The following is a 23,873-nucleotide window of genomic DNA, read 5'->3' as shown; positions in this document are numbered from 1 at the left end:
CCCCACGAATGAAGCTTCTCTCCTTCCTACGGCCGCTTCTGGAGGTAGCCGCGCTGGTGGCTGCCCTGGTGCTGGGGCTGCGGCTGTTCAGCGGCCTGTTCAGCCGCAAAAGCCACACCTACCGGCTCAACTATGCCCGGCAACTGCGGCTGTTGTTCTGGCCACTGCTGTGCCTGGGCGTGGGGCTGCCGTTTCTGGGGGCGTTTTTTTATGCCGATACACTGGCCCCGCACGAGTGGATTCTGCTGCTGGCTATGACGGTGGTCGTGCTGGGCTTTGCGGGTCCGGCGCTGCTGCTGCACGGGCAGTATAGCCTGCGTAACCTGCATACCACGCTGGTTTTCGAGCCCAAACAGAATCGGCTGGAAGTGTACGAGGACGGGGCCCGGGTTCCGTTTGAAAAGCACGACCTGCTGCGCGTGGAGCGGGTAACGTGTAGCTCACGCCGGGCCTTCTGGAGCTCCTATGACTACCTGCGCCTGCACTTGCGAAACGGCCAGACGCTAACCCTGACGTCGGCCCTGACGGACCTGCAGCCGCTGACCGATTTTCTGCGCAACACCCCGCTGGAGCGCCGCCAGACCTGGATTTGCTGGCTGTAACGGCTACTGGTGCGGGCGCTACCAGGAAGCAGCCACTGTTGCTTACCGTTTGTTCCGGCTCTTATACGCACCACCCGAGCCGCTACGAGGCCAACTAAGTACCGCTATGCTGCGTTAGCGGGGACAAGGCAATAAGCCGCCCGCCGGCACGTTGATTGACAGTTACAAAAGACTATATTTAGCGCCATCAGTGCCGCAGTGGGGCTGCGCCTGCGCCAGCTATATTTCCTCCTTATCAGTTACCGATGCGCTGCTTTCTGCTCGTTGCCTTGCTGCTCAGTAGCCTGTGGGGGCGAGCTGCGACGGTGCCCGAGCTGCAGCAGCAGCTGCAAACCCAGCCAGCCGATACAGGCCGTGTGCGGCTGCTGAATGAGCTGTGCTACCTGCTGCACGACAACCACCCAACCCGGGCACTGCGCTACGGCGAGCAGGCAGTAACCCTGGCTCGCAAGCTATCCGACCGCCCCGGCCTGATGCGGGGGCTGCTGGCGCTGGCCAGCTGCTATGCCAACCTGGCCGATGGCCCGCATGCGCTGGAGCTGCAGCAGGAAGCGCTGCTGCTGGCCCGGCTGCTGCGTTCCACCGATGGGCTGGTGCGCAGCTTTACGGGCATGGGCAGCGTGTACCATGAGCGCAACGACACGGCCGCAGCCCTGCTTAACTACCGCCGGGCCCTTCAGTATGCCTACGAGCCCGCTGTGAAGGTAAGCTCGCAGCTGATGCTATTCGGTAACCTGGGCAACCTGTATTTTACGATGCGCTACCGCTCGCGGGGGATGCTTTTTACCCGCCGGGCACTGGCACTGGCCCGCCGCCACGGCGACCGGGCCGGCGAGTCGCTGTATTTGGCCAACCTGGGCACATACTATCTGCAGATGCAGCGCCTGAACACGGCCGAAGGCTTGCTGCGCAAAGCCGTGAGCCTGCTGGAGCCCCTACCCGGCCAGCGCTTCGAAGCCGGCCACCTGGAACTGCTGGCCACGGTGCTGCTGCTCAAAAACGAGTTGGAAGAAGCGGAGGAGCTCACCCGCCGGGCCCTGGGCCTGGCCCGCACCCTCGATTACCAGGAGCGGGTGCTTGATGCTTACAGTCTGCTGGCCGACATCAGCGCGGCCCGCCGCGAGTACGACCAAGCCTACGAGTGGCAGCTGCGGTTTCGCAGCCTCAACGACAGCCTCAATAGCCGCTCGCGCCTGCAAACCCTGCTGGCCCTGCAAACCCGCTACGAAACGGCCGACAAAGAGCGAATCATCCAACAGCTCACCGACCGCGAAAACGTGATGCAGCAACGCAACCGGGCCCAGGTGGTAGCCATATTGGCGCTGCTGTTGGGTTTGGGTGGGGGCGGGCTGCTCTATACTAAATTGCGCCGCAGCCGCGCTGCAGTGGCGGCCAACAATAAGGCCCTGGAGCAGGCCTCGGCCGAGCTGCGCCAGGTAGCCGCCTCCAAAGACCGCCTATATGCCATTGTAGCCCACGACCTGCGCGGTCCTGTTACGTCGTTTGCCAGCGTTACCGAGCTGATTGACTTTTACCTGCGCCAGGGCGACGAGGCCGGCCTACGCCGCCTGCCCGAGCTGGTGCGCCAATCGGCCCAGCAGCTCAATCACCTGCTCGATAATCTGCTCAACTGGGCCGTCAGCCAGACGGGCGAACTGGCTTTCCGGCCGCGGGCGCTGGCCGTGGCCGAGTTGTTCGAAGACACGCGCCGCCTGTATGCCAATGCTCTGGAGGCCAAGCAGCTTACGATGCACCTCGATGCCAGCCCGAGCCTTTTGCTCTGGGCCGATTCTCACATGACCCAGACCATCCTGCGCAACCTGGTAGGCAATGCGCTCAAGTTTACGCCTTCGGGCGGACAGGTTTGGCTGGCCGCTGCGGAAACCAGCCCCGGACGTATAACATTGCGGGTAGAAGACACGGGGGCAGGAATGACGCCCGAACAGATAGGCGCCCTACACAGCTCCGAAGCCCTGGCCCAACCGCTGCAGGGCCCGCGCTCAGGCACAGGTCTGGGGCTGCTACTATGCCGGGCCTTTGCCAGCCGGCAGGCCGGCTCCCTGCGCATTGAAAGCACACTTGGCCAGGGCACTACGGTATATGTTGCGCTGCCCGCCGCCCTGCCCGAAGCTCCGGCCCAGGAGGGTTAGGCGGAGCCTTGAGAAAGGAAAGCCGCCGTCCCCCAACCCATTTCACTATTTTTGCAGCCTATGCTGCAACTCCACTACCGCGAAACGGGGCAGGGCACCCCGCTGGTTATCCTGCACGGCCTGTTTGGCACCCTCGACAACTGGCAGACACTGGCCCGGCGCTGGGCAGAGGCCGGCCACCGCGTTATTTCGGCTGATTTGCGCAACCACGGCCGCTCGCCCCACTCACCCGAGCATACCTACCCGGCTATGGCCGCCGATGTGCTGGGCCTGTTCGAGCAACTGGAGTTGGGGCCCGAAACCACGCTGCTCGGCCATAGCATGGGGGGCAAGGTGGCCATGCGTTTCGCCCTCAACTACCCCGACCGGCTGGGCAAACTTATTGTAGTCGATATTGCCCCTCGCGCCTCCGATATGCGCCACCAGGATGCTATTCTGGCGGGTCTGAACTCGGTCGACTTCACCCAATGCACCGGCCGCCAAGCCGCCGACGACGCCCTAGCCCGCCATATCTCCAGCTTCGGCGTGCGGCAGTTTCTACTTAAAAACCTTTACCGCCAGGAGGATAACTCGTTTGCCTGGCGCGTGAACCTGCCCGTGCTTACCGAGCAGATGGCCAGCATCGGGGCCGAAATTATGGGTGCGCGGCCCTTTCTTAAACCGGCGCTTTTCATCAACGGCGGCACCTCCGACTACATCGACGCCGACGATAAGCGGCAGGGCATTCCGGCCTTGTTTCCCAACTCGCAGGTGGCCACCGTACTCGACGCCGGCCACTGGGTGCATTCCGAAAAGCCCGATGAAGTGTTCGGTCTGGTGCAGTCCTTTATGGGGATGTAAACAGGCCTATCTGTCATCCTGAGCGCAGCGAAGGATGAAGAATGATTCACCAACGCACTCAGCTATACCCATGCCCGGCACGCTTTACCTGATTCCTACCATTCTGGCCGACGACACGGAGGCGCAGGTGCTGCCGCCGCAGGTAGCCACGCAGGTGGCGGCGCTGTCGTGCTTTCTGGTAGAAAATGCCCGCACGGCCCGCCGCTTTATCAAGCGCGTAGCACCGGCGCAGGTTATCGAGCAGCTACGCATCAGCGTAATCGACAAGGATAGCACCGAGGCCCAGGTGCAGGTCGCGCTTCAGCCCGTACTGCAGGGCCAGGATGCGGGCGTAATTTCGGAGGCCGGCTGCCCCGGTATTGCCGACCCGGGGGCCGAACTGGCCCGCCGCGCCCACCAGCTGGGCATTACGGTAGTGCCGCTGGTGGGGCCCAGCAGCCTGCTCCTGGCCCTGATGGCTTCGGGGATGAACGGGCAGAGCTTTACCTTTCACGGATACCTGCCCATCGAGCGGGCTCCGCGGCTGGCGGCCATCAAAAAGCTGCAGCAACAGGCCCTGCAGCTGCACCAGACCCAGCTGTTCATCGAAACACCCTACCGCAACCTGCCCCTGCTCGACGATTTGCTGGCCGGGCTACACCCCGGCACCCGGCTCTGCGTGGCCGCCAGCCTCACGGCTCCCAACGAGTTCATCGTCACCGATACGGTGGCCGGTTGGCGCAAGCGCCCCCGCCCCGATATTCATAAGCAGCCGGCCGTGTTCTTGGTGGGGATGTAGGGGCGGGCTTGCCCCCGCCCGCCACTGCACCGGTAATCGTTCAACGGCGGGCGGGGACAAGCCCCGCCCCTACGTCGTGCTATAGTGCTTAGCTCATCAGGCTATATACTAGCCAGGAGGCCACGTAAGCCAGGCCGGTCATGTACACGAGCTGGAGCATGGGCCACTTCCAGCCTTTGGTTTCGCGGTAGGTAGCAGCCAGGGTACTCATGCACTGCATGGCGAATACGTAGAACACGAGCAGTGAAAACGAGCGGGCCGGCGTGAAGAACGGCTGGCCGTAAATGTCCTTTTCGGCGGCCAGCTTTTGCTGTACCGTCAGTTCATCGGCCTCCTGACCCACGCTATAAATCGTGCTCATAGTGCCCACAAATACCTCGCGGGCGGCAAAGGAGGTTATCAGCGAAATACCAATTTTCCAGTCGAAGCCCAGCGGACGGATGGCCGGCTCCAGCACGTGGCCGAAGATGCCGGCGTAGGAATTTTCGAGTCGCTCAGAAGCCACATGGGCCTCGGTTTCGTCGGCAGTCAGGCGCTGGGCGGCGGCGGCGGTGCGGGCCTGGGTTTCTACCTGCTCCAGGCGGCCGGGCGGGCCGTAGGTGGCCAGCACCCACAGGATGATGGAAATGGCCAGAATTACCTTACCCGCCTGGAAAACGAAGGTTTTCACCTTTTCCAGAATAGTAATGCCCACGTTTTTCCAGCGCGGCCAGCGGTACACCGGAAACTCCATGATGAAGTAGCTCCGCTCGGTGGTACGCATAAGCAGTTTCATGGCCCAGGCCGAGAAAATGGCCGCGAAAAAGCCCAGCAGGTACAGCCCCATCAAAGCGAAGCCGCGCAGATTGAAGATGCCCAGCACGGCCTCGTCGGGCACCACCAGCCCAATAAGCACGGTGTACACCGGAATGCGGGCCGAGCACGACATGAGCGGCGTAACGAAGATGGTGATGAGCCGGTCTTTGCGGTTTTCGATGGTGCGCGCGCTCATGATGGCCGGCACGGCGCAGGCCACGCCCGAAATCAGGGGCACAATGCTCTTGCCGTTCAGCCCGAAGCGCCGCATAATGCGGTCCATCATAAAGGTCACGCGGGCCATGTAGCCGGTTTCCTCCAGCACGGCAATAAAGGCGAAGAGCAGCGCAATCTGTGGAATGAAAATCAGCACGCCACCCAGGCCCGCCAGTACACCCTCCGTCAGCAGACTGATCAGCGGGCCGTCGAAGTTGGTCTGGATAAGCGAGTTAATCCAGGCCACGCCCTGGTCAATCAGCTCCATGGGGTAGCTGGCCCAGGCAAATACCGCCTGAAACATCAGAAACAGGATGCCGAAGAAGATGGCGTAGCCCCACACCCGATGCGTGAGCACCTTGTCGAGGCGGTTGCTGTAGGGCTCGTTCTGCTCGGTGCGCGTCACGGTCACGCAATTCAGCAGAATCTCATTGACGCGGGCGTAGCGGGCAATGGTTTCCTGGGCCTGCCGAACGGTGGGCTTGAAGTCGTACTGCTCAGTCAACTCCTCGATGTAGGCCCGGTCATCGGGGCCCAAAAAGGCGAGGTGGCGGTACTGGTGGGCGTAGTGCAGCGCCAGGTAATCGTTGTGCAGGTTGAAGTAGTAGCGAATCTGCCGCACCATGGGCAGCAACTCCTCGTCAGGCTCGTAGAACCGCTCGGTGGGAGCCCCCAGCGTCTGGCTCATCAGTATTTTGAGGGCCGCAATACCCACGCCTTTGCGGGCATTCAGCGGCACTACGGGCACGCCCAACTCCTGCTGCAGGGCCGCAATATCCACCTGGATACCGTGCTGCTCGGCCGTATCCATCATATTGAGAGCCAGGATGGCGGGCAAACCTAAGTCGGCCAGCTGCGTGAACAGCAGCAGATTGCGACGCAGGTTGCTGGCGTCTACCGTCACCACTACAAAATCGGGGTATTGCGGGCTGGTATGGTCGTAGAACAGGCTGGTAATTACCTTCTCGTCCAGGCTCTTGGGGTAGAGCGAATAGGTACCCGGCAGGTCTATTATTTCGGCCCGTAACTGGGGCGTAAGCTGGCTGATGCCGGTTTTGCGGTCGACGGTGACACCAGGAAAATTGCCGACTTTCTGGTTGAGGCCAGTGAGTTGGTTGAACAGCGACGATTTGCCCGAGTTGGGGTTACCAACTAGCGCGATACGGGCCAGTAGCCCCCCGGTCCGTCCGGCGGCCAACTCCAGGCGCTCCGCCGATCCGGCAATAGCGGCCGGGTCTGTAATCATATCCTCCCCGCTCGTCATCCGGGCCCTCGTTATTTCAGCAGAATAGTGGCTGCCTCACTCACCCTGAGCGACAGGGTATAATCGCACTGCTCACCGACTACCAGCGTAATGGGGCAACCCAGCGGGGCCCGACTGTTGAGCCGGACCTGCGTCCCGGGGATACAACCCATTTCGAGCAGCTTGAGCGCCATTTCAGGGTCCTGAAGACAGCAAATCGTAGCCGATTCGCCCATTTTCAGGTCTTTCACGCTACGTTGCATGGGTGGGGCAGATACGAGGGTGGAAGGTTCGGACACGGCAGGAGCTATTTAGATTCTATTCAAACAAAGATACTACCCTTTTATGTTTCGGCCAAAATCAGGTCGTGCTTCCTGAGCATGGAATGCCTTGCTAAGTAGCTGGCCTATAATTATTCCGAAATGAAATTGCATTAGTATAAATATTCTTTGAAGTATTGCGTGTAGTGCCTATTTTCATTGTAGTTTTGGCATATATCTTAGTCTGGCTACCCATGATCACACGCTTACTTGCTCTTTTTTGCCTGCTTCTGGCATTTCCACTGCTAAGCTTTGCCCAGGAGGCAAAAATTACCGGCCGCATCGTTGATGAGGCTAGTAAAGAACCCATCCCATTTGCTTCCATCGGCCTGAAGGAAGAGCAGACGGGTGCCCTGACCAACGAATACGGTTTTTTTCAGATGGCTATGCCCCAGAAAAACCCGCAGGATTCCCTGGTTATCGTGGCCCTGGGCTACCGCCGCAAATCGGTTCTCATCAAGCCCGGCCAGAAGGTGCAGGACATGATTATTGAGGTAACCAAGCTGGCCATCAAGTTGGAGAACGTAAACGTAGTCAGCAGCGCCAAAATCAAGAACCTGGGACTGGGCTCGCGCTCCAACACGCCCGGCGAGGGCATGATTCAGGGCATGCCCGGCAGCCAGTATGCCTTCTTCGTGAAGAACGAGAAAGGCAAAGACCTGGGCAACGTGCGTACCGTTTCGTTTTATATCGGTGAAAACGGTTTCCCGCGCGAGCCATTCCGGGTGCGCCTCTACAAGGCCGACGGTAACTACAATTCGCCCAACACTGACCTGCTGACCGAGAACATCGTGGTGTCGGCTCCGAAGGGGGGCGAGTGGTACACCGTTGACTTGACCGAGTACAACATCGAGGCACCGAAGGAAGGCTTCTTCGTGGCCATGGAGTGGATTGTGAGCGGCGACAACTTCTACACCGTCAACTTCATGGACAACTACACGCCCTACGGCCAGATTCTGAAGCCCACCTTCGAATATAAGGAGGCCCTGACCTGGAACTACACCATAGGCCGCGGCTGGAGCCTCATTACGCTGGCCAACGACGGCAAGCGCTACAACGCCATGATCCGCGCCGAAGTTGACCAGATCAAATAAGACCACGGATTGACGCGGGTTCTAACGAATTGCGCGAATTCTTCCGCTAAAACAAAAAGCCACCTCAACTGAGGTGGCTTTTTGTTTTAGCGGAAGAATTCGAAATCAGGTAACTGGCCTGTCTGCAAAATCCGCTAAAATCCATGCTAATCCACGGTTATTGCTTGAGCACGGCAATTTCGACGCGGCGGTTCTGCTGGCGGCCAGCGGGAGTGGCGTTGGTAGCCACGGGGTTTTTCTCGCCCATCGACTCGATGCTGACCATGTCAGCCTTCATCATGCCTTTTGTTGTGAGCCACTCTTTAACGGCAGCGGCACGCTCCCGGGCTAGGTCCATATTATAATCCTTGGTGCCACGCGCATCGGCAAAACCCAGTACGCGCACCTGCTTGCCTTGGTAGCGGCGGTTGATGGAGGCGCCAATTTCGGAAAGAGCCCGGGTTGCTGTGGGTTTGATCACGGCCTTATCGGTATCGAACAATACCTCCTCATCAATGCCGTAGAGGTTAAGACGATCATTTTCGCGCACCTTAATCTCGGGCAGATCGATTTCTTCCATTGTAGCGTCGCGCATGTCGGCGTCGTTCACCGTGAAAGCATCTTCGACTGCGTTTTCGGTGGCATTGGCGGCGGAAGTGGCCATGCCTTCGGCAGTGCGGCCGTTATCGAACACAACAGCCGTATCGGCAGTGGCCTCGGAGGCTTCGTTTACCTCCGCCGGGTTCTTGAGGTCGGAGCAGGAAGAGGCGAGCAGGGCAATGGCAGCTAGAGCGGGCAGAAAGGAATTTTTCATCGGAACAATACAATATTAGGTGAATGAGAAGGTTACCGTTTGCTTTACGCAGACATAGTCCTTACGTTGGATACTGCCTCGGGGCCTGCGCTCAAATTCGCCTCGGCCCCGGGGCTCCGGAGCACCACCGACCGGGCCGTTATGGTCCTGCCCACTCGCCCCATTGCATGGTACCCGCTGCCCTTATTCGGCCACAAACACCCGCTTCACCCGTTCGCTTACGTTGGTGAGCAGCTCGTAGGCAATGGTGCCGATGCGGGCGGCCAGCGCGGGCAGCGGCAGGCCTTCACCAAATACTATGGCCTCGTCGCCGGCCCGCACACCGGTCAGTTCGGTTACGTCTACCATGCACATATCCATGCATACGCTGCCTACTATGGGCGCGCGCTGGCCCCGGATGAGCACTTCCCCTGCCCCATTACCGAAGCGTCGGTCGTAGCCGTCGGCGTAGCCGATGGCCAGCGTGGCAATGCGCCGCTCATGGGCTGTGGCCTCGCCGCGACGGCCGTAGCCTACGGTGTAACCGGCAGGCAGCGTTTTCACCTGCGAAATCGTGGTGCGCAACCTGCTAACGGACCGCAGGGCGTCGGGCTGCTGGCCGCTGGCCTCCACCCCGTACAGGCCAATGCCCAGGCGCACCATGTCAAACTGAGCCTCCGGAAAGCGCAGGATGCCGGCCGAGTTAAGCGCGTGTTTGAGCACCGGGTAGCCCAGAATATGCTCCAGCACCGGCGTGAGGCGGGCAAAGGCAGCCAGCTGGCCCCGCGAAAAGCCGTCGTGGCCGGCTTCATCGGCGCTGGCCAGGTGGGTGAGGGCGCTGGCCACTGGCACCAGCGCGGCGTTGGCGTGCAGCAGCGCGCCCAACTCGGCTACGTCTTCCTCGCCGAAACCCAGGCGGCGCATGCCGGTATCGAGCTTGAGGTGAATGGGCGGCAGCGGGGCCTGGGCGGCGGCTTCGAGGTAGCCCTGCAGCAGCTCGAAGGAGTATATTTCGGGCTCCAGATGATACTGGCGCAGGGTGGCAAACGAGTCGGGGGCCGGGTTCATCACCATAATGGGCAGGCTGATGCCCTGGCGGCGCAGCTCCACGCCCTCGTCGGCGTAGGCCACGGCCAGGTAGTCGGCGCGGTGAAACTGGAGCAGGTTGGCCACTTCCATCGAGCCGCTGCCATAGGCGAAGGCCTTTACCATTACCATCAGCTTCACGCCGGGTTGCAGCTGGCGGCGGTAAAAATTAAGGTTGTGCACCAGCGCGTCGAGGTTTACTTCGAGTACCGTGCCGTGCAGCTTCTGCTGAAGCGCGGCCACCACCCGCTCGAAGCCGTAGCGGCGGGCACCCTTCACCAGCAGCAGCTCCTGCCGGAAATCATCGGCCTGGAAATCGGCCAGCAGCGCATCGGTATCGGGGTAGAAACGGGTTTGCAAGCCCGCGAAAGCCGCCTGGTGCTGGCTGATGCCGGGTCCGACGCCGATGAGACGCACAACGCCCGAGGCGGGCAGCAGGGCCGCCACACGGGAGTAGAGCTCGGCGCCTTCGAGGCCCGATTCGAGCACGTCGGAGAGGATGAGCGTGCGGGGCAGGCGGCGGGGCTGGCGGCTGAGCGCGTCGAGGGCCAGGCGCAGGCCGGCCAGGTCGTTGTTGTAGGTGTCGTCGAGCACGTAGCAGCCATTCAGGGCCTGCTTCATCTCCAGGCGCATGGCTACGGGCTGCAGGCGCTCCAGCCGCCGCTGGATTTCGTCGGGAGCCAGTTCGCGGTGCAGCAGGACTACGAGGCCGTGCAGGGCGTTTTCCAACGAGGGTGCGTCGGCGAAGGGCAACGTGAAGGTGTGCGACTCGGCGCCGGCTTGTTTTATGCGCAGCACGGTGCGGTCGGCCAGCGTTTCTTTCACCGAAACCAGCCAGCGCGCCTCACCGGCGTCGTAGATGGCCCGCTGGCGCGTCCAAGCGGCCAGCCTGCTGGGCGGCAGTTGGCGGCGGGCGGCGGCGTGCACCAGCGGATGGTCGGCGCAGTAAAACAGGGTTTCGACCTCCCCGAACAGCTGCATTTTCTCGGCTACTTTCTCTTCCCAGGAAGCAAAACCGGCATCGTGGGCCGTGCCCAGGTTGGTGAAGATGCCCAGCGTAGGCTGGATGACGCGGACCAGCCGGGCCATTTCGTGAGGCTCGGAAATGCCGGCCTCGAAGATGCCCAGCGTGTGCCGTTCGTTCAGCTCCCACACGCTGAGGGGCACGCCCACCTGCGAGTTGTAGGAGCGCGGACTTTTGCACACCAGCTCATCGGGGCTCAGCAATTGGGCCAGCCATTCCTTGACAATGGTTTTGCCGTTGGAGCCCGTAATGCCGAACACGGGCAGCACAAACTGCCGCCGGTGGTGGGCCGCCAAGGCCTGCAAAGCCGCCAGCACGTCGGCCACGACCAGTAAACCGGCCTCTGGGTAGGCTCCTGGACCGCCTGGCAGCGCTATGTCGGCTTCTACCACAAACTGTCGCACGCCGGCCCGGTACAGCTCGGGCAGGTAGCGGTGGCCGTCGTGCTGGGGGCCGCGCAGGGCGAAGAACAGGCTGTCGGCAGGCGTTTCGATGCGGCGGCTGTCGAGCAGCAGCCGCTGCACCGGGGCCGGGGCGGCAGGTTGCCGGAGCATGGTGCCACCGAGCAGCGCGGGCAGATCGGAGAACTGGAGCATGGGGCAAAAGTAGCGGGTGAGCGGGCGGAAAATTGCGGCTGACAGAACGTTGGTAAAAAGAACGTCATGCTGAGCGAAGGCGCAGCCGTAGTCGAAGCATGACCCGTGCTTTTCTTTTCACTGCTCTACAAACTTTCTGCTACCTCCACCGCCGCTACATCTATTACCTTCGGGCTTCTGATTCCGACTTCTTTTCAAGCCGAATGACTACTCTTCTTCGCCCCACGCCCGCGCCGCTGTGGCGCCGGGTGCTGCCGCACCTGCTGGCCCTGCTGTTTTTCCTGGCCCTGGCCAGCGTGTATTTCGCCCCTATTCTGTTCGAGGACAAAACCCTGGCCCAGCACGACATCGTGCAGTTCAATGGGGGCGCCCGCGAGGCAGCCCTGCACCGCGAGGCCACCGGCGAGGAGGCGCTCTGGACCAACTCCATGTTTTCGGGCATGCCCACCTACCTCATCAGCACCCGCTTTCCGGGCGATTTGAGCATCTACCTGCACAAGCTGTTCACGCTGAATTTGCCAGCTGTGGTGGCCAACCTGTTTCTGGCGCTGGTGTGCGGCTATGCGCTGGGGCTGGCGCTGGGCCTCTCGCCGCTGCTGAGCACAGTAGGCGCGGTGGCGCTGGGCTTCACGAGCTACAACCTGATTATTCTGGCGGCGGGCCACAACACCAAGAGTCTGGCGCTGGCTTATGCGCCGCTGGTGCTGGCGGGGCTGCTCGTTACGTTTAGGCGCAACAAGTGGCTGGGGGTGGCGCTGTTTACGCTGGGGCTGGCCATGAACATCCGCTCCAACCACCTCCAGATAACCTACTATTTGCTGCTGCTGGTGCTGGTGTTTGGGGTGGTAGAGCTGGTTTTTGCCTTCAAAGAGCAGCGCCTGCCCGCCTTTTTTACGCGTGTGGCACTGCTGGCCGTGGGCGCGGTGCTGGCGGCGGGCGTAAGCTTTGGTCGCCTGTACACCACGCTCGAATACGGTCAGTACAGCATCCGGGGCCGCTCGGAGCTGACTACGCCGCCACCCGCCGCGCCCGGCCAGCCCACCTCGCAGGACCCGGTAGACGAGGGCTCGGGCCTCAACCGCGAGTATGCGTTCAGCTACAGCTACGGCATCGGCGAAACGGCCACGCTGCTGATTCCTAATTTCTACGGCGGCGCTTCGCAGATGAAGCTGAGCGAGAATTCGGCTACCGGCAAGGCCCTGGTGGCGGCCGGCGTGCCGCCCGTACAGCTCGCCGATTATCTGGCCCAGATGCCGACCTACTGGGGCGACCAGCCCATCACGAGTGGGCCGGTGTACGTGGGCGCGGTGGTGTTTTTCCTGTTTGTGCTGGGGTTGATGGTGGCCGACCGGCGCACCCGCATCTGGCTGCTGGTGGGCACGCTGCTAAGCGTAGTGCTGGCCTGGGGCAAAAACTTCGAGACGTTCAACTACCTAATGTTCGACCTGTTTCCGGGCTACAACAAGTTCCGGGCCGTGAGCATGGCGCTGGTAATTGCCCAGCTGGCCATGCCGGTGCTGGCAGTGCTGGCGCTGGCGCGGGTACTGCGGGGCCGCGCTGGCTTCGCGCCAGCCACCCCGGCCGCGCCCATCAGCAGCCACCCCAGCCTGGCCGCCCTGGCGGGCCGCCCCCAGGATGACACCGATACGGCGTACCTGAAAAAGCACATGCTACGGGCGCTGGCCATTACGGCCGGTTTGTGCGGGTTGGCTTTCCTGGTGGGCCTGGTTTCCGATTTTGCCGCCCCCATTGATGCCCAGCTGCAGCAGGGCGGCTTCCCGCTCGAAGCCATTAGGGCTGACCGGGCCTCGCTGCTGAACGCCGACGTGTTCCGCTCGCTGCTGTTTGTGGCGCTGGCAGGCGGGGTGCTGTGGTTTTTTCTGCAGCGCAAGCTTTCCACCGGCATGGCCGCCGCGCTGGTAGGCTTGCTCACGCTGGTTGACTTGTGGGGCGTGGATAAGCGCTACCTCAACGACGACAATTTCCAGCGCGAAACCGTGGCCGAGCAGTTCATGCCTTCAGCTACCGACCAGCAGATTCTGCAGGACAAGGACCTGAGCTACCGGGTGCTGAATATGGCCAACCCGTTCAACGACGCCCAAACCTCCTACTACCACAAGAGCATCGGGGGCTACCACGGAGCCAAGCTGCGCCGCTACCAGGACTTGATTGAGCGCCAGATTTCGCCTCAGCTCCAGCGCATCTACACCGAAAACCGGCCCGACGCCGCCCCGGTGCTCAACATGCTCAACACGCGCTACCTCATCACGCCGCCCGCCGAAAAGCAGCCCGCTCAGGCCATCCGCAACCCCGGCGCGCTGGGCAACGCCTGGTACGTAAGCCAGGTACAGACCGTGCAAAGCCCCGACCAGGAAATCAAAGCCCTGACAACGCTCGACCCCGCCACCACGGCCGTCGTGGACGCCAGCAAGTTCCCCGGCCTGAAAACCAGCTACCCCGCCGAGGGCTCGACCATCGCCCTCACCAAGTACTCGCCCAACGCCCTCACCTACCGCACTACCGCTGTGCAGAACGGCTTGGTGGTGTTCTCGGAAATCTACTACGCCGACGGCTGGCAGGCTTACCTCGATGGCAAGCCGGTGCCGCATCTGCGGGCCAATTACGTGCTACGGGCCCTGCCGGTGCCGGCCGGCACTCACACTATCGAGTTCAAGTTCGAACCTACCGCTTACTCGCTGGGCAACACCGTGTCGCTGGTGTCGTCGGTGCTCTTGGTTCTGTTGCTGCTGGGGGCCGCCTACTACGCTTTACGGGCTCAGCCGGCCAGCGAGCAGCTAGGCGGGCTGGCAGCGGGGTAGTTGGAACTCACCTGTCATCCTGAGCAGCGCGAAGGGACTATACATATCCGCAACTAAATGAAAATATATTTTTGCTGCTTTTACTGCTGTTACACAAATACTTGCCTTTTTTACAGTTACTAAATATTTTATTTTTTTACCAGGTGAGTCTTACCTGATTAGTGCCTTACCTTTTCCTCTATACCCTATGCGTCTTCTTCCTCTCTTTTCAACATTGCTGCTTTCCACCGGCCTAGCTCCAGTGCTCTCCGGCTGCGGGAAAGAGGTCTTTCCCACCGAAAAACTCCCGGCTGCCACCGAGCAGGGCCTAAATGAGGCCGGCTGCCTAGTTAATGGTGACGTGTGGCGGCCTTACAGTGTGCTATTCGGGCCTAAAGCTATTGACGTCAGCGTCATTCGCAACCGGGCTTTCTATGCCCCTAACGGTTCCAACGGGTTTCAGCTCTCCATTTCGATGTTGCGCCTGCCACAGGAAGACAGGACTACGCCCAATACGAATACGAATACGAACATCAACCTGTATGTGCCCATCGTTGAGCGCGTCGGCCGGTTCGCATTGACTGATTTCGTGCCTCGCAATTTTCCAGGCGACTGGCCTGCTTACGCCTCTTTCAGCCGCACTGAAGCTTACAGCTTTTACTACACCGGCAGCGGAACGCCACCCGCCAAAGGGGAGCTATTCATTACCCGCTTTGATACCGTAGCCAGGGTTATAAGCGGCACGTTTGACTTCACGGCAGGCCAAACCAGTTCACCGGAGCAAATCCGCGTAACGGAGGGCCGCTTCGATGTTCGGTATTAACGATGACCTCGGGTTTTCCAATTTCTTTTCCTCTCTGGTACGGCTTGGTTGTGGCCCTACCAGTGCCAACGGTAAAGGCAATGCCTGCCGGTGCTGTTCGGAAGTCAGCTTCAGCTATGCCGTGTTTTTAAGCTTCTGCTGCCGCTGTTCTTGCAGGTAGCAGTAAGCCTGACATCTGTGCTTCTGTATGGGTCCTTCGCGCTGCTCAGGATGACAGCCGGTTGTTCTTCCTCCGATATGCATCCACCAACTCCCGACGTCCTCATCACACCCCTGGGTGAGCACCACGGCGTGCGGCTGCTGCTGGCCCGCGACGAGCTGACGCACCCCGAGCTACCGGGCAACAAGTGGCGCAAGCTGAAGCACAACCTGCAGGAAGCCGACCGGCAGGGCCTGAACACGCTGCTTACGTTTGGCGGGGCCTACTCCAACCACCTGGCGGCCGTGGCGGCGGCCGGCCGCCTGACGGGCCGGCGCACCGTGGGCTTCGTGCGCGGCGAGGAGCTGGCCGGCCGGCCCCTCAACCCTACCCTGGTCCGCGCCCGCGCCGACGGCATGACGCTACACTTCCTCGACCGCGAAACTTACCGCCGCAAGCACGAGCCGGCAGTGCTGGCCGCTTTGCTGCACGAAACGGGCCCGGCCTACGTGCTGCCCGAAGGCGGCACCAACTCGCTGGCGCTGCCCGGCTGCGCCGAACTGGCCCGGGAGCTGCTAACCCGCACCGACTTCGATGTGCTGGCCGTGGCCTGCGGCACTGGCGGCACGCTGGCCGGCCTGCTCAGCGGCCTGAACGGCCAGCGCCAGGCCCTGGGCGTAGCCGCCCTCAAAGGCGCCGATTTCCTGCGCGCCGACATCAACCAGCTTACCCAGCAAGCCACCGGCCGTACCTACACCAACTGGGAGCTACGTACCGACTACCATGGCGGCGGCTACGCTAAGCTGGGGCCGGAGCTGCGGCAGTTTATTGTTGATTTCCGGCAGCGCCACGGTATCCTGCTTGACCCCATCTACACCGGTAAGCTGCTTCGCGGCTTGTTTGACCTAGCCGCGAAGGGCCATTTCCGGCGCGGCAGCACGGTTCTGGCTGTTCATACCGGCGGGTTGCAGGCCTGGGCCGGGGTTGGGGGTGCGCCGGGCTGAGCGCCAGGGCTATTGCTCCGCTAAGGGAGCTGGCGGCGGCCACTTGGCCAGCCAGTCGGCCACGGCCAGGCCCGCCAGGGCGAAGATGCAGGGTAGCAGGGGCAGCAGAAACCGCACATCCCAGTCTTCCACCGTCAGCATAACCACCAGGCCCTGCCACAGCACTACGCCGGTTAAAAACACCCGGGCTGGCAGCCAGGCGGTGCTCCGCATTCCATAGCACGCCAGCCAGTAGCAGGGGTAGATGAACAGCGCAATGGCCAGGACATGCGACAGGGAATAATAGGATTTGATGTAGCTGATAAACAACAGACCCTTGAGTAAAGCCAGCTTACCGAAGTACAGCGGGTTAGCAAGCATGAAATACGCCAGCCGCAGTAGTGGCGCCATGTCGGCGGGCGGCAGTTGCAGCGGCTCGGTGGGCTCTACCACCCAAGGGGTGTAGGCATAGATGATTTCGCCCCGCAGATACGTTTCGATCAGCGTGAAAGTGAGCAGCAGCTTGTTGAGCACCCACCACCATGCAGGGGCCAGCAGCACCAGGGCCAGCAGGGCTCGTCGGAACGCGCGCTGGTCGGGCCGTTGCCGCAGGTAGGCCAGCCCGGCCAGCCCGGTGGCGGCCGCTACCACAAACCCATTGGGCCGGGCAATGCCCGCAAGCAGCACGAGCAGCCCAAAAACCAGCCAGCGCCCCGTTGGGCCGCGGCGGGCCCACACCAGGGCCCAGAAAGCAAGTATCAGCAGGCTGGCAAACAGCGACTCGGTGAGCAGATACACGTTGAACTGCTGGGCGTCGCGCCAGCCGACGAGGGCCGCCGTGGCCAGCGCGGCGGGGACCCATCCGCTGGCAGCCGGGCTCAGCCGGTGCATGGTGCGGTAAAATGCCCGGGCCGCTAGGCCGCTCATGGCTATCTGGCCCAGCACGATGCCCCACCAGCCGGTGCCCAGCTTCAGCCAGAAGGCCATAAACAGCGGATAGCCCACGTAGCGCAGGTTGTGGCCCGCCTCAAAATAGCCGTCATCGGCAATCTGGTGGGCATAAATCAGATAGCGGGCACTATCATTGACGTGTCGGGGGCCGTGGTGCTGCAGTAGTAGCGAAAGCTGCATCAGCCCCCACAAGCCCACCAGCAGCCAGCCGTGCCAGCGTTGTAACCACGCCCCCAATGGCGAGGCGGTGGCCTGGTGTACCAGGGCTAATAGGCGGGCAGTGGGCGGCATCGGAACAAAGTACGGGAGAACAAACCAAAGCAAACCAGTCTTTTCGCCGCGCGGCGAGCGGGGCCGTTTTGGCCCCGGCGGCGCTTTCTGCGTATCCTAGCCCAACCGCCTCCTTCACTCCTTGCCCCCATGCCCCAACTACTGCGCCGCCTGCTGCCCCTGCTGTTTCTGTTAGGGCTGGGATGGTTTCTCTGGATTAAAGTTCGCCCCGCGCTAGCCGACTTCGAGAATCCGCTCGACCCTGCACCCCGCATCACCGTTACCCACAACACGGTGCTGCAGAAGGTGGAAGCTCTGGGCCGCATGGAGCTGGTACGATATGAGTTCCGCGACGTGGTGGAGTACAAAAAAAGCACTTACCGCTTCCTGCCCGACGCCAAAGTGGCCCTTATTGTGGCCGGCAACGCCATCGGCTGCCTCGACTTGCGCAAGCTGCGCCCTCAGGATGTGGTGCTCGAAGGCGACTCGGTGGTGCGCGTGGCCCTACCGGCGCCCGAACTCTGCGTGTGGCAGATTGACCACAGCAAAAGCAAAGTATACAGCATCGAAAACGGTTTTTTCCAGGATGCCGAGCTGGTGGATGCGGGCTACAAGTACGCCGAGCAGAACGTACGCCGGGCCGCCCTCAACTCCGGCATCCTGGCCCAAACCGAGCAGAACGCCCAACAAATCCTCAGGCCCATGCTCGAAACCATGACCGGCCGCCGCGTTGTCCTGAGTCGGCAGATGCAAAACCCGCAGTTACCGACGAAGCAATAAGGGCGACGTAGGGGCGGGGCTTGTCCCCGCCCGCCGTCTGCACCGCATCAACGGTTGTCGTTCAACGGCGGTCGGGGACAAGCCCCGCCCCTACATCGTTCAGCTTTACTCGTCCTCGTCTGCCTCTTTGCCCAAGTCGTCCAGCGCCATTTTGATGAGGTCCTGCTCGTAGCCTTTGCCCATCAGGTACACCTGGATTTTCTGGCGGCGCTTGCCAGGGTGGCGCTCCTTTTCCTGGCGGTCCTTCTTTTCGAGCAGGTCCACCAGGTTCTGGTAGTACTGGTCGCCGTCAATTTCCTTCATACCCGACTTGATGCAATAGTCAGAAATGCCTTTTTGCTTGAGCTCCTGCAGGATGCGGCGGCGCCCCCACTTCTTGTTGCTGTAGTGGCCGCGCACATACGCCTGGGCAAAGCGCTCCTCATCGAGTAGCTTTTCGCGGCTGAGGCGGATGATGATTTCGCCCGCTTCGTCTTCGTTGAGGCCGTAGCTGCGCAACTTGGCTTCCACCTCCTTTTGGTAGCGCTCCTGGTAGGCGCAGAACTCGGCAATTTTGCGCAAAGCCTCGGTGGGGGTATAGAACTTGGGGGCGGCGGGTTTGAACATAGCAGACGATAGGGTTAGGGTGCAACAAAAGACATATCCGACGCTAAAAATGTTCGGCGAGGTATAGAAGTATCCATTGCCCTAAAATTAGCCTTAGAAGCATTTTTCGGGGAAACGAATAGCTGCTACAAATACGGAGTAGCCTTTCGTTAAAATACGGATTTACCAAAAACCTCTCAACGCCCGCCCCTCCTCAGTGCGTAGAAAGCAGACGTTTCACTTTTATATCTACTTACTGATGAGCTCTATCCCCACTTTGCCGCCGGCTGCTCCCGGCGCCTGTTCTATGCCGCGGCTGCCGCGCCGCTCGTTCCTGCGCTACTCCGGGGCCGGGCTGGCTGTGGGCGGCCTGTTGCTGGCTGGTTGCGACGACGACGACGACGACATCATCACGCCGCCTGGCACCATCGATTTGGGCTCGGGCGACAATGGCGTGCTCAACTACGCCTACGCGCTGGAGCAGCTCGAAGCCGCGTTTTATGCACAAGTGAAAACCGGTGCTTACTACAAAGGCCTGGCCGCCAACAGCGCCGAAAAGCAGGTGTTCGATGACTTAGCTATTCATGAGCAAATTCATGCCGACTTCTTCAGGAAGGTACTTGATACCAAAGCCATTAAGGCCCTGGAGCCCGATTTCTCGACCATTAAGTTCGACGACCGCAACAGTGTGCTGGGTGCGGCCAAGTCGTTCGAGGATTTAGGCGTAGCTGCTTATAACGGTGCCGGCCGCTACATCCAGACGGCAGCTTACCTGTTGATTGCCGGCAAAATCGTGTCGGTGGAGGCTCGTCACGCCGCCCTGATCCGCGACCTAATCAACTACAACACGTTTGTGGCTTCTGATGTGGTCGACCTATTTACGCCTACCAGCGGCACCAGCGCACCGGGTGTGGGTTCGGGCACCGGCAAGGAGAAGTCCATGACGCCGAACGATGTGGTGAACATGGCCAATAAGTTCCTCAAGGATGGCTCTAAAATCAGCGCCAGCAACATCAAATGAGGCGCTTTGCCGCCCTATTCACTTTCTCGTCTTTGCTTTTTTGCTCCCATGGACTTCTTCAAACTAATTTCCGATATTGAGCGGGTTGACCCCGAAATATACGACCGTCTCGACTCGCGCCGCCGGGTATTCAAGCACTTCGGGCTGGCCGGCAAAACGCTCACGGCGGCCATGGTGCCCAACTTGGTAAGCGGCATCTTCCAGCGCGCCTACGGCCAGACCACAGCTTTGCCAGCGGACATTGTAGCCGTACTGAATCTGGCCCTGAGCCTGGAGTACCTCGAATTCTACTATTATGACTCTGGCTTAAAGGCAGCCAACCTGATTCCGGCCAGTGACCGGCCGGCCTTCGAAATCATCCGCAACGATGAGTCGGGCCACATTAAGGTGTTGCGCGAGGCGCTGGGTTCAGCGGCTATTCCCGACCCGGGCCGCGCCACGTTCGACTACTCGGGTGGTAAGGGCAGCGGTACCGGGCCGTTTGCGGCCGCATTTGGCAACTACGCGCTGTATCTGGGCGTTGCGCAATCATTCGTCGATACGGGTGTGCGGGCTTACAAGGGCGGCGCTACCAAGCTCATGGCCAACAAAGATATTCTGGAAGCCGCCCTCAACATTCACTCCGTAGAAGCCCGGCACTCTTCGCACGTGCGCACAGTGCGCCGCGGGGTGGCCGTTAATGCCGGCGCTACCACGGTACCCGGCAACCTGGCCGACCTCAACAAGCAACCAAAAAGCTGGATTTCGGGTACCGACAACGGAGGGCCTTCGCCCAGCACCACGCCCTCGACAGCGGCCGTATACGGCGCGGGCACACCAGCCACCGGCGGGCCTACCGACCTGTTCTTCCCCGCCGACAGCAATACCACGCAAGCCGGTATTGATCTGCTGACTAATACGGCTGGGGCCACTGCAGCTTCGGCTTCGGAGGCTTTCGATGAGGCGCTCGACGCCGCTACGGTCAAGAGCATTGCCCGCAACTTCGTTGATGCCAAAAGCGCCCTGTTCGTTTAGCACCGGGCAGCCCGTTCAGGCAACAGCAGCAAAAAAGGAGTGCCCGCTCGGCACTCCTTTTTTGTGTTTACCGGGCACCGGACAACCGTTACCAACCAGTTTGTATCTACCTTGTTGAAGTCTGAGTAAACCCACTTTATGCGCTTTTCACTATCGGGTATCTGCTTATTACTGTTGTTGTTGAGCAGCCCGGCCTGGGGCGGCGTGGTGCGGGGCCGCCTCTCCGACTCCAAGGGCGAGGGTCTGGCCTTCGCCAATATAGCCGTGCGTGGTACCACTACCAGCACCGCCGCCAACGAGCAGGGCAACTACCAGCTGCGGCTGGCGGCCGGCACCTACGAGTTGGTGTTTCAGTACGTGGGCTACCGGCCCAGCCTGCAAACCGTGCGCGTGGCCGGCGGCGACACGGCCACGGTGCTCAACGTAACGCTGCTGCCCGAAAACTACCAGCTACGCGAAGTGGTGGTGCGCGGCTCCGACAAAGACCCCGCCTACGCCATCATTCAGCAGGCCATGCAGTGGCGGCGCTACCACGAGCGCGAGGTGGCCGCCTTCAAAGCCCGCACCTACGTCAAAACCCTGGCCCGCTTCTCCGATGTGCCGGGCAAGATTCTGGGCCTGGTAAAAGTGGGTCCCGACATCAAGCCGGGCATTTTTTACCTATCCGAATCGGTGTCGGAGCTGAGTTTCCGGCAGCCAAATGTGGTGAAGGAGCGCATGATTTCCTCCCGTGTAAGCGGCGACACCCGGGGCATGAGCTTCAACCGGGCCGGGGCCGGCGAGGGGCTGAACTTCTACCAGAACCTGCTGAAAGCCCGCTTTTCGGAGCGCGGCTTCGTGTCGCCGATTGCCAGCAACGCTTTTGTGTTTTACCGCTACGAGCTGGAGGGCAGTAGCCAGCGGGATGGCCTGCTGATTCATAAAATCAAGGTAACGCCGCGCCGGAGCTCCGACCCGGTTTTTGCCGGCCACATCTACGTGGTCGATGGCACCTGGCGGCTGCAGTCGGTGTCGCTGGATTTGAGCAAAAACGCGCAGATTGACTACGTCGACCGCCTGCACATCGAGCAGCTGTTCGGGCCCGCACCGGGGCCGTCGGATGTGTGGGTGATGCAGTCGCAGCGGATTACGGTGAACTTTACGGCCTTCGGGTTCAAGGGTAGCGGCTACACCACGGCCGTGCTTTCCAACTACCGCGTTACGCCCACCTTCCCCAACCGCCCCGCCCCCACCCTGGCCCCCGCGCCCCCGGTAGCCGACGATGCGCCCGTAACCCGCGAAACCGTGGCCGACGTGAAGCGCCAGCGGCCCGACCTGAGCGGCTTGAGCCGGGCCGTGCGCCGCCAGGCCAAACAGGCCGAGCAGGCCAGCACCCGCGACACCAGCGGCGTGGGTCGGCTGCGCAAAGGCGAGGTGATGCTGGTGGAAAAGGATGCCAATGAGCGCGACACCACCTATTGGGCCAGCATCCGCCCCACGCCGCTTACCGACGAGGAGCAGCTGGACTACCGTGTGAAGGACAGCACCGAAGTCATCCGCAAGTCGCGGCCCTACCAAGACTCGCTGGACCGCAAGCGCAATGAGCTGGGCGTGGGCGAGCTGCTCCTGACGGGCTACACGTACAGCCGTACCTTCGAGAAGCGCAGCTGGTACGTGGCCCCGGTATTCAATATCCTCAACTACAACACCGTGGAGGGCGTAGTCCTCAACCCCGAGGCCACCTTCACGCAGCGCACCGACGACCGGCGCACCTGGTCGGTTACGCCGAGCCTGCGCTACAGCTTCAGCAGCGAGCAGCTGAGCCCGAGCCTGTCGGGCAGCTGGCAGCTGCACCCGGTGCGGCTGGGCCGCCTGGTGGCGCGGGTGGGCCGCACCATTGAAAACTTTGACCGCAGCAGCCAGCTCACGCCCTTCATCAACAGCTACTACACGCTGCTCGAAAACCGCAACTACGCCAAGCTTTATCGCCGCGACGGCGCGGCGCTGGGCTACCAGTGGGAGCCGCTCAATGGCCTTACGCTGCTGGCCCGCACCAGCTACGACGTGCGCCATGAGCTGCAGAACACCACCACCAAGCTGCTGCGCGACGCGCCAGACCGCGCCTTCACGCCCAACGAGCCAGCGGCGGCCGAGCTGCCCGCTGGCACCGGTTTCGGCCGCAGCCGAGCCCTGAGCACCGAGCTGACGGCCAGCTTCCAGCCCGGCCAGAAGTTCATCACGCGGCCCACCGGCAAGTTCAACCTGGGCTCGAAGCTGCCTACCTTCTCCTTCACCTGGCGGCAGGGCATTGGCAGCGTGTTGAGTTCCGATGTGCGCTACACGCTGCTGGAAGCCGGATTGCGGTATTCGGTGTCGTTTGGTTTGTTGGGCACCAGCAACTACCGGGTCGCGGCGGGCTTCTTCCCCGGCTCACCTCAACTATCCTTCATGGATTTCCGCCATTTCAGCGGCAACCGCACCTACCTGGCCGCCGATTTCAGCCAGTTCCAGCTGCTTGACTACTACCGCTTCAGCACCGCCGACCAGTTTGTGGAGGCGCACTACAACCATCATTTCAACGGCTTTCTGCTGAACAAAATACCGCTGCTGCGCCGCCTGAAGTGGCAGGAAGTAGCCTCGCTCAACTACCTCACCACGCCCACCGCCGGCCACTACCTGGAGCTGGGCGCGGGCATCGAGCATATCTTCAAAGTCATGCGGGTTGATTTCTACACCAGCCTGCAATCGGGCCGCCGCGTCGGCACCGGCATCCGGGTAGGCCTCGGGATTTAGAACGATGTAGGGGCGGGGCTTGCCCCCGCCCGCCGTTGAACGACCACATCAGGTTCCGTTCAACGGCGGGCGGGGGGGAGACCCCCCCCCCCCCCTTTTTTTTTTCTTTCTTCCTTTCTTTTTTTAAAACAAAACAATTGACCGCTTCTTAATTCTTGGTGGTGGGGGCGGTGTGTGGTCGGGGCGACGTCACGACAGGGTTCGCCGTGGTGGGGTGGGGG

The 23,873-nt window shown here is 61.4% G+C and carries 18 protein-coding genes; 12 read left to right on the top strand and 6 right to left on the bottom strand.

The genetic code is table 11. The annotated features are described in order from the left end of the window. Positions 1 to 8 precede the first annotated feature (8 nt). From J7E24_RS08025 to J7E24_RS08010, 4 genes are all read left to right on the top strand, one after another. The gene (locus tag J7E24_RS08025) at positions 9 to 602 is read left to right on the top strand and encodes a hypothetical protein (RefSeq protein ID WP_215136950.1); all 594 of its coding nucleotides are present in this window, start codon (positions 9 to 11) and stop codon (positions 600 to 602) included. A gap of 245 nt (positions 603 to 847) precedes the next feature. Then, positions 848 to 2,752 (top strand): sensor histidine kinase, encoded by a 1,905-nt coding sequence (locus J7E24_RS08020; protein ID WP_215136948.1) that lies wholly within the window; start codon positions 848 to 850, stop codon positions 2,750 to 2,752. A gap of 60 nt (positions 2,753 to 2,812) precedes the next feature. Further along, positions 2,813 to 3,592, top strand: a complete 780-nt coding sequence (locus J7E24_RS08015) for an alpha/beta fold hydrolase (protein WP_215136946.1) — start codon at positions 2,813 to 2,815, stop codon at positions 3,590 to 3,592. Positions 3,593 to 3,662: 70 nt separating this feature from the next. Next, positions 3,663 to 4,370 carry an SAM-dependent methyltransferase gene (locus tag J7E24_RS08010; protein WP_215136944.1) on the top strand — a complete coding sequence of 236 codons (708 nt, stop codon included), beginning with the start codon at positions 3,663 to 3,665 and terminating at the stop codon, positions 4,368 to 4,370. Between the two features lie 88 nt (positions 4,371 to 4,458). Here the strand turns inward: J7E24_RS08010 and feoB are convergent, their stop codons facing one another. Beyond that, positions 4,459 to 6,627: a ferrous iron transport protein B gene (feoB, locus tag J7E24_RS08005; RefSeq protein WP_251047100.1), complete on the bottom strand. Its 2,169-nt coding sequence runs from the start codon at positions 6,625 to 6,627 to the stop codon at positions 4,459 to 4,461. Positions 6,628 to 6,656: 29 nt separating this feature from the next. Beyond that, positions 6,657 to 6,923, bottom strand: a complete 267-nt coding sequence (locus J7E24_RS08000) for a ferrous iron transport protein A (RefSeq protein WP_410779727.1) — start codon at positions 6,921 to 6,923, stop codon at positions 6,657 to 6,659. A 215-nt stretch (positions 6,924 to 7,138) separates the two neighbouring features. On the opposite strand from J7E24_RS08000, the gene J7E24_RS07995 reads away from it, so the two are divergent. Next, positions 7,139 to 8,038, top strand: coding sequence for a carboxypeptidase-like regulatory domain-containing protein (locus J7E24_RS07995; protein ID WP_176908378.1), 900 nt, complete (start codon positions 7,139 to 7,141; stop codon positions 8,036 to 8,038). A 157-nt stretch (positions 8,039 to 8,195) separates the two neighbouring features. On the opposite strand, the gene J7E24_RS07990 is transcribed toward J7E24_RS07995, so the two are convergent. After that, positions 8,196 to 8,831, bottom strand: a complete 636-nt coding sequence (locus tag J7E24_RS07990) for an OmpA family protein (protein WP_215136940.1) — start codon at positions 8,829 to 8,831, stop codon at positions 8,196 to 8,198. 183 nt (positions 8,832 to 9,014) lie between these two features. Next, a complete protein-coding gene (locus J7E24_RS07985; protein WP_215136938.1) occupies positions 9,015 to 11,516 on the bottom strand; it encodes a bifunctional UDP-N-acetylmuramoyl-tripeptide:D-alanyl-D-alanine ligase/alanine racemase in 2,502 nt (833 codons plus the stop codon). Positions 11,517 to 11,719: 203 nt separating this feature from the next. On the opposite strand from J7E24_RS07985, the gene J7E24_RS07980 reads away from it, so the two are divergent. The 3 genes from J7E24_RS07980 (at position 11,720) to J7E24_RS07970 (ending at position 16,280) form a co-directional block, all read left to right on the top strand. After that, positions 11,720 to 14,335, top strand: a complete 2,616-nt coding sequence (locus J7E24_RS07980; RefSeq protein ID WP_215136936.1) for a YfhO family protein — start codon at positions 11,720 to 11,722, stop codon at positions 14,333 to 14,335. A gap of 187 nt (positions 14,336 to 14,522) precedes the next feature. Further along, entirely contained in the window at positions 14,523 to 15,137 is a 615-nt protein-coding gene (locus J7E24_RS07975) for a DUF6252 family protein (protein ID WP_215136934.1), read from the top strand. A gap of 237 nt (positions 15,138 to 15,374) precedes the next feature. After that, on the top strand, positions 15,375 to 16,280 hold the full coding sequence (locus tag J7E24_RS07970; protein ID WP_215136932.1) for a 1-aminocyclopropane-1-carboxylate deaminase/D-cysteine desulfhydrase: 906 nt from the start codon (positions 15,375 to 15,377) through the stop codon (positions 16,278 to 16,280). Positions 16,281 to 16,289: 9 nt separating this feature from the next. On the opposite strand, the gene J7E24_RS07965 is transcribed toward J7E24_RS07970, so the two are convergent. Then, entirely contained in the window at positions 16,290 to 17,501 is a 1,212-nt protein-coding gene (locus J7E24_RS07965; protein ID WP_215136930.1) for a hypothetical protein, read from the bottom strand. 129 nt (positions 17,502 to 17,630) lie between these two features. Between J7E24_RS07965 and J7E24_RS07960 the strand changes: the two genes are divergently transcribed. Then, entirely contained in the window at positions 17,631 to 18,260 is a 630-nt protein-coding gene (locus J7E24_RS07960) for a DUF4230 domain-containing protein (protein ID WP_215136928.1), read from the top strand. Between the two features lie 105 nt (positions 18,261 to 18,365). Here the strand turns inward: J7E24_RS07960 and J7E24_RS07955 are convergent, their stop codons facing one another. Next, a complete protein-coding gene (locus tag J7E24_RS07955; RefSeq protein WP_215136926.1) occupies positions 18,366 to 18,866 on the bottom strand; it encodes a regulatory protein RecX in 501 nt (166 codons plus the stop codon). 238 nt (positions 18,867 to 19,104) lie between these two features. Here J7E24_RS07955 and J7E24_RS07950 point away from each other — a divergent pair, with 238 nt between their 5' ends. The 3 genes from J7E24_RS07950 to J7E24_RS07940 all read left to right on the top strand — a co-directional run bounded on the left by J7E24_RS07950 (position 19,105) and on the right by J7E24_RS07940 (position 23,652). Continuing rightward, positions 19,105 to 19,866: a ferritin-like domain-containing protein gene (locus J7E24_RS07950; protein ID WP_251047099.1), complete on the top strand. Its 762-nt coding sequence runs from the start codon at positions 19,105 to 19,107 to the stop codon at positions 19,864 to 19,866. A 48-nt stretch (positions 19,867 to 19,914) separates the two neighbouring features. After that, positions 19,915 to 20,880, top strand: a complete 966-nt coding sequence (locus J7E24_RS07945; RefSeq protein WP_215136924.1) for a ferritin-like domain-containing protein — start codon at positions 19,915 to 19,917, stop codon at positions 20,878 to 20,880. Between the two features lie 138 nt (positions 20,881 to 21,018). Next, a complete protein-coding gene (locus J7E24_RS07940; protein ID WP_215136922.1) occupies positions 21,019 to 23,652 on the top strand; it encodes a DUF5686 and carboxypeptidase regulatory-like domain-containing protein in 2,634 nt (877 codons plus the stop codon). Positions 23,653 to 23,873 lie beyond the last annotated feature (221 nt).

The organism is Hymenobacter sp. ISL-91 (assembly GCF_018613725.1).
Taxonomy (GTDB): Bacteria; Bacteroidota; Bacteroidia; order Cytophagales; family Hymenobacteraceae; genus Hymenobacter.
Note: the sequence above shows the minus strand (reverse complement) of the source record. Positions and strands in the feature narration are given on the sequence as shown.